Source organism: Thermococcus sp., from assembly GCF_027066465.1.
Classification (GTDB): Archaea; Methanobacteriota_B; Thermococci; order Thermococcales; family Thermococcaceae; genus Thermococcus.
In genome coordinates, this window is the sequence record NZ_JAMONU010000207.1 from 1 (window position 1) to 5,090 (window position 5,090).

The following is a 5,090-nucleotide window of genomic DNA, read 5'->3' on the forward strand; positions in this document are numbered from 1 at the left end:
TCGGCCTCGACAAAAGGCTTGCCCTCGGAAAGATAAACGACCCGGTCATAGCCGTTGATATAAAGGTCGGTGAGGTTATGAGCGTCGCCAAGCATCCCAACGCCGACAGGCTTCTCGTCACCAACGTCAACATCGGCGACCGAGCCATTACCGTCGTCACCAACGACTTAACGGTTAAGGAAGGAAACCGCGTGGCGGTCGCTTTGCTCCCGCCGGCCAACTTCAGGGGAATAGTCAGTGAGGGCATGTTCCTCGGCGCTGGAGAGGGCGTTCTCAAAGATGTGAAAGGCGAAATCGGTGGCCTGCCCAAGGGCATTCCGCTGGAAGCCTTAAACGAGACGAGGAACTTGGTCGAGGCGTTCTTGAAGGGGTGACTTTTCGCTTTTTGTTCCTGTTCCGATGTATTCACTAGCCTACTTGATTACTCTTCTTTCTTTTGGCTTATCTCAATCGTAAAACCCAACTCTGAATAAATTTATACTTGAAAAAAAGGAAAAAATTTTACCAATAGTAAAAGAAAAAGCTTATATATGCTAACGTTAATAAGTGTTATGAAAAACTCTTAGGAGGTGGACCACTTGAGATGGAAGTCATTGTTCGCAGTCCTGTTGGGACTGCTAGTTATCACAATGGGAGTTGGTAGTGTTAGTGCCACAGTATACCGAGGGGTTGTAGTCTCTCCTGAAAACCCAGCTTGGGTCATTAACGCGACTAATGTAACTAATGTAAATAAAAACATTTTTATCTCTCCATCAATTATCAAAAAGAGAAAAGAAACAATAGGAATAAACAAAGAAATGTCCACTTATCCACCATATGAGCCAGAGCCAGAATGGTTCTTTGATGAAGACCAAGTAACTATGAGCTTTAACAAGTCAATATCATATAGCTATAAGGGAATTGTATATTTGGCATTTACTTGGCATGCAGATATTGGGTATAACAGCATACCAAATGCAGGAACACCTGATAAGATAGTCATTTTAATTCCCTGGGAGGTTAACAAAACTACAGGATTTTGCCAAGAAGAAACTTCTTGGTGCCAATTAATGCAGGATGACAAGCCTTCAGTTTACGTGGAAGCTCCAAACGAAGATGCCATTAGCGTTCAGGTTCCCAATATTCTCATTGAAAAAAAGGTTGGCAGAACCGCGTTTAGATTTAGAGAAGTCATAATTGAGGTTCCCGAAAACTTAGTAAATGAAGGAACTATCTACGTTGGATTTACACCAATAACCAAGTTCTATGGTAGCAAACTTCCTTTCATTATGGCATACATTCACACTTGGCAATGGATTGGATCTGGAACTTTAACAGCACTTTTAACTTTATCTGCCTTGTTCCCACCTTCATCGCCTTTAGGGAGTCTCATCCTGACTGGAACGATAAATCTGGCAGTCTATGAACTTGGTCCATCTGTAGTTGAACCTCACGAATGGATGAAGAGCACTAGCTTCAATAAAATCTCAATAACTCCAAGTGACTATCCAGAAAGAACATCACCACAGCCACCATGCTTTAAAGGGATATGCCCAGTAAACTTGTATGGAGGAAACGCCAAATGACACTGGAGAGGAATGTCCTGAAGATTGCCCGCTTTCTTTCCACTTTTGTCAGGGGGTTTGTCTCAGTCCTGATATTCGGGAGCCTCGTTGCGGTTGAGGCGGTTTACAAGAGCGACTTCTGGCATCTCTTAGGGAGCTGGTTGAAGTTTGGCATCATCTTTGGCGTTCTTTACGCTCACGGTACGTACCTTGAGTTCTCAAAAAAGAACGTCGAAAGGGGTCTTCCCTCATGGGCCGCCGAGAGAGTTGCCCAGTCCTTGATTCCTTGGATTCTTCTCGATTCGATTGTGATGTTCGGTGTCGTGATTCCGGTGGGTGGTTACATAAGCGGGCTTCTCTACGTTGCCTGTGGTTTTCCAGCCTTCATCGTGGCAATCACTGTTGCCTCCACCGTCGATGGACTGTTTCGGGGCTGGATATACTCCCGCATTGGCCTTCCTGAGAAACCTGGTTTCATCTACATCAAAATCGCAGGGAGAATCGTAAAAAGCAGGGAGAAAGCTAAATCCCAACCCTCTTCCTGACGGCCTCCAAAGCCCGCTCCGCGTCTTCCTTGAACTCCGGATAGCCGAGCTCTTCCATCGTCTCCGGCAACGGGACGCCGAGCTCCTCGTGCCAGCCCCTGAGCCTGTAGAACTCCTTTCTGGCCTCGAGGAAGTCGTTGTAGTCGATGAAGGCCTTGTTGCCCTTGGCCGGGCCGTCTGGCTCCGGCTCCCACCAGCGCGGTGGAATCGTGTCGTCGAGCGGAGGCGTCACCCAGTCGAGGGCGTCGTGGATTCTGGCGATGCTCTCAACAGCCTGGGCAATTTTCCTGAGCCTCTCGACCGTCCATTCCTCGCCGGTCGCGAGCGAGTAGAACCTCGCCAGGTCTTCCATCTTGTAGGACACGAACTTGCAGACCCCGAGCATGTCGGTGATGTAGCTTTCGTCCCTGCCCTCTATGAGCGAAGGCACGAGCTCTTTAGCGGGTCCCTGGTTCGGCAGCTGATGGGGCCTCGGCCAGCCCCTCAGGTGGGAGGCCCCGACGTCAGCGGTGGCGTAGCTGAGGGCGTAGGTTCTCCTTCCGCGCGGGTCCCATGCGGGCGCTTCCATGCCCTTCACGTGCACGGCGAACTCGCAACCTCTACCGAGCCTCTCGCAGGCCCTCTTTACACCATCGGCAAGAATCGCCCCGATGCCCTTCCTCTCGGCCATCAGCTTGATGAGCTTTTCCTCAGCCCCCTCGTCGCCGAAGCCCCTGACCGGGAACCCTATCTCCTCCTCGCTTATGAGGCCCCTCTCGACCAGCTCGAAGAACCATGCTATCGTGTTGCCCGCCGCTATGCTGTCGAGGCCGAGGTTGTTGACGAGCCAGTTGAAGTAGGCCACCGCTGGAAAGTTGAAGACGCCCGTTGCCGCTCCAAGCATCGCGATGCTCTCGTACTCGGGCTTGACGCGGATTTTCCTGCCCTTGTATTCGACCTCTACATACCTGGCGCACTTAATCGGACAACTCTTGCCGTGGACGAACCACTCTGGAGTTATCTCGTACTTCTTGACCTCGTCCCCGCTCAGACTCTCCGCCAGCTCCTCCGGAATGTAAGGCCTTGAGAAGTTGTAGGCCGGGCTCATTCCGAGCGAGGCGGAGCTCCTGACCCCGTCGCTCGTCCCGTAGTTCCTCAGGTGCTCGTACTTCGGGTCGGTCGCGAAGTGCTCGTAGAACTCCTGCCACAGTTTCTGGAACTCCTCCGGGCTGGCAACCTCCGGCTTTTCACCGGGCTCAACCACAACGGCCTTAACCTTCTTGCTCCCGAGGACGGCTCCAAGACCGCCCCTTCCGCTCGCGCGCTCGGTGTCGTAAATCACGTTGGCAATCCTGCTGAGCCTCTCGCCGGCCGGGCCAATTAAAGCTAAGCTCGCCTTCGGATGCTCTCTCCAGAGTTCTTTGGCAACCTCGTAGTTGCCCCTGCCCCAGAGGTGCTTCGCATCCCGGATTTCGACCTCCCCATCGTGGACGTGGAGGTAAACCGGCTCTTCCGCCTTCCCCTCGATGATTACCGCGTCGAAGTGGCCCTTGAGCTTGGGTCCGAAGGCGTCTCCACCGCTTGAATCGCTGATTAGCCTCGTCTCGGGGCTCTTGCTAACGGCTATGACCTTGCTCGAACCCGGAATGAGGCCGGTTAATCCACCGGTCGCGAAGACGAACTTGTTGGCCGGGCTGAGCGGGTCGGTTCCCGGCGGAACCTCCCGGTAAATCAGGTAGTAGCCGAGGCCCTTTCCGCCGACGAACTTCCTTATCACCTCATCGGGAAGTTCCTCGTAGGTGACCTTTCCCTCGGTCAGGTTCACGCGAGCTATCCTGTTTTTGTATCCGTACATCAAACACACCTCCGGGCTTTCTCCCTATCTTCCCTGCTCAACCTCCAGCCCATAGCTCCCGCGTTCTCTTCCACGTGCTCCTTCCTGCCGGCCTTGGGAATCGCTATAACGTTCTCCTCCCATATCAGGTAGTTTAGCGCGACCTGGGTCGATGTTTTTCCGTATTTTCTCCCAATCTCGGCCAGGCATGGGTTCCTCGCGAGGGAACCCTTCTCCAGCGGGGTGTAAGCTATTAGTGCAATCTTTTCCCGCTTCATGTAGTCGAGCAGACCGCTCGTTTCGGGCCAGCGGTCGCGAAGGGAGTACTTCACCTCGTTGGCAACGATTTCGTACTTCCTCATTGCCTCTTGGGAGCGCTTGAGAAGCTCCAAATCGAAGTTGCTGACGCCGATGTAGCGGATGAGACCCTCATCAACGAGTTCTTCCAACGCGTGTAAAGTTTCCTCTATCTTCCTCCAGCTGTCGCCGGGCCAGTGGAGGAGGTGCAGGTCAATGTACGTGCCCAGTCTTTTCGCGCTCGCCCTTACCGCTCTCTTCGCCCTCTCGTAGCCGAAGTTCGTGGGCCAGACCTTGCTGATGATGAAAAGCTCGTCCCGGTCAAAGCCCTCGATGGCCCTTCCGACGAGCTCCTCCGAGTGGCCGGCGCCGTAGAACTCGGCGGTGTCTATGAGGTTAATTCCCAGCTCAAGGCCGTAGCGGAGAACCTCAACGCTTTCCCTGTCGCGCGAGTAATCGGGTCTTTCGTAGCCGCCTATTCCCCAGGTGCCGAGGCCAATCGCTGTGACCCTGTCGGCACCTATAACCTTCAAATCCTCAAAAACGCCCACACTATCACCTAATAAAATAGAAGCGTTTAACCTCTTTTAAGGTTTCCGTTTGAACGCTAAGATGGACAAAAATGGGAATCAAACTTCCTCGAGCTTCTTTCTGACCTCCTCCGTGTTCCTCTTTGTCTCCTCCAAAGCCGTCCTGAGCCGCTCAAGCTCAATTTTAAGTTCGTGAAGTGACTTGTTCATCTGGTAAAACGCGAACACGAGTATAACGAGCAGGATAAGCCCTATTATGACTGAAATCCAACCACTTGGAGTTGCCATATGCTCACCCCACGGCATTTTTCACCACTCCTCCTTTACTCCTTTAGGCTCTTAACAACGTCGTTGTCAATCA

At 52.5% G+C, this 5,090-nt stretch carries 5 protein-coding genes and 1 pseudogene; 3 read left to right on the forward strand and 3 right to left on the reverse strand.

Going from position 1 to position 5,090, the window contains the following annotated elements; genetic code table 11:
- The 3 genes and pseudogenes from MVK46_RS10080 to MVK46_RS10090 all read left to right on the forward strand — a co-directional run.
- Window positions 1–374, forward strand: a pseudogene (locus tag MVK46_RS10080) (tRNA-binding protein); the annotation flags it as partial.
- 204 nt (window positions 375–578) lie between these two features.
- Window positions 579–1,565 carry a hypothetical protein gene (locus MVK46_RS10085; RefSeq protein WP_297536551.1) on the forward strand — a complete coding sequence of 329 codons (987 nt, stop codon included), beginning with the start codon at window positions 579–581 and terminating at the stop codon, window positions 1,563–1,565.
- Window positions 1,562–2,089, forward strand: coding sequence for a hypothetical protein (locus MVK46_RS10090; protein WP_297536553.1), 528 nt, complete (start codon window positions 1,562–1,564; stop codon window positions 2,087–2,089). Before MVK46_RS10085 ends, MVK46_RS10090 begins: the two co-directional genes overlap by 4 nt.
- Here the strand turns inward: MVK46_RS10090 and MVK46_RS10095 are convergent.
- From MVK46_RS10095 to MVK46_RS10105, 3 genes are all read right to left on the reverse strand, one after another.
- Window positions 2,067–3,923 carry an aldehyde ferredoxin oxidoreductase family protein gene (locus MVK46_RS10095; RefSeq protein ID WP_297536555.1) on the reverse strand — a complete coding sequence of 619 codons (1,857 nt, stop codon included), beginning with the start codon at window positions 3,921–3,923 and terminating at the stop codon, window positions 2,067–2,069. The two genes, MVK46_RS10090 and MVK46_RS10095, sit on opposite strands and share 23 nt — an antisense overlap.
- Window positions 3,923–4,750, reverse strand: a complete 828-nt coding sequence (locus MVK46_RS10100; RefSeq protein ID WP_297536557.1) for an aldo/keto reductase — start codon at window positions 4,748–4,750, stop codon at window positions 3,923–3,925. Before MVK46_RS10100 ends, MVK46_RS10095 begins: the two co-directional genes overlap by 1 nt.
- A 78-nt stretch (window positions 4,751–4,828) precedes the next feature.
- Window positions 4,829–5,035 carry a hypothetical protein gene (locus tag MVK46_RS10105; protein WP_297536559.1) on the reverse strand — a complete coding sequence of 69 codons (207 nt, stop codon included), beginning with the start codon at window positions 5,033–5,035 and terminating at the stop codon, window positions 4,829–4,831.
- Window positions 5,036–5,090: the final 55 nt, after the last annotated feature.

Excerpts from the sequence above, each read along its gene's own strand:
- MVK46_RS10090 (WP_297536553.1), top strand. The coding sequence starts at position 1,562 with ATGACACTGGAGAGGAATGTCCTGAAGATTGCCCGCTTTCTTTCCACT.
- MVK46_RS10095 (WP_297536555.1), bottom strand. The coding sequence starts at position 3,923 with ATGTACGGATACAAAAACAGGATAGCTCGCGTGAACCTGACCGAGGGA.
- MVK46_RS10105 (WP_297536559.1), bottom strand. The coding sequence starts at position 5,035 with ATGCCGTGGGGTGAGCATATGGCAACTCCAAGTGGTTGGATTTCAGTC.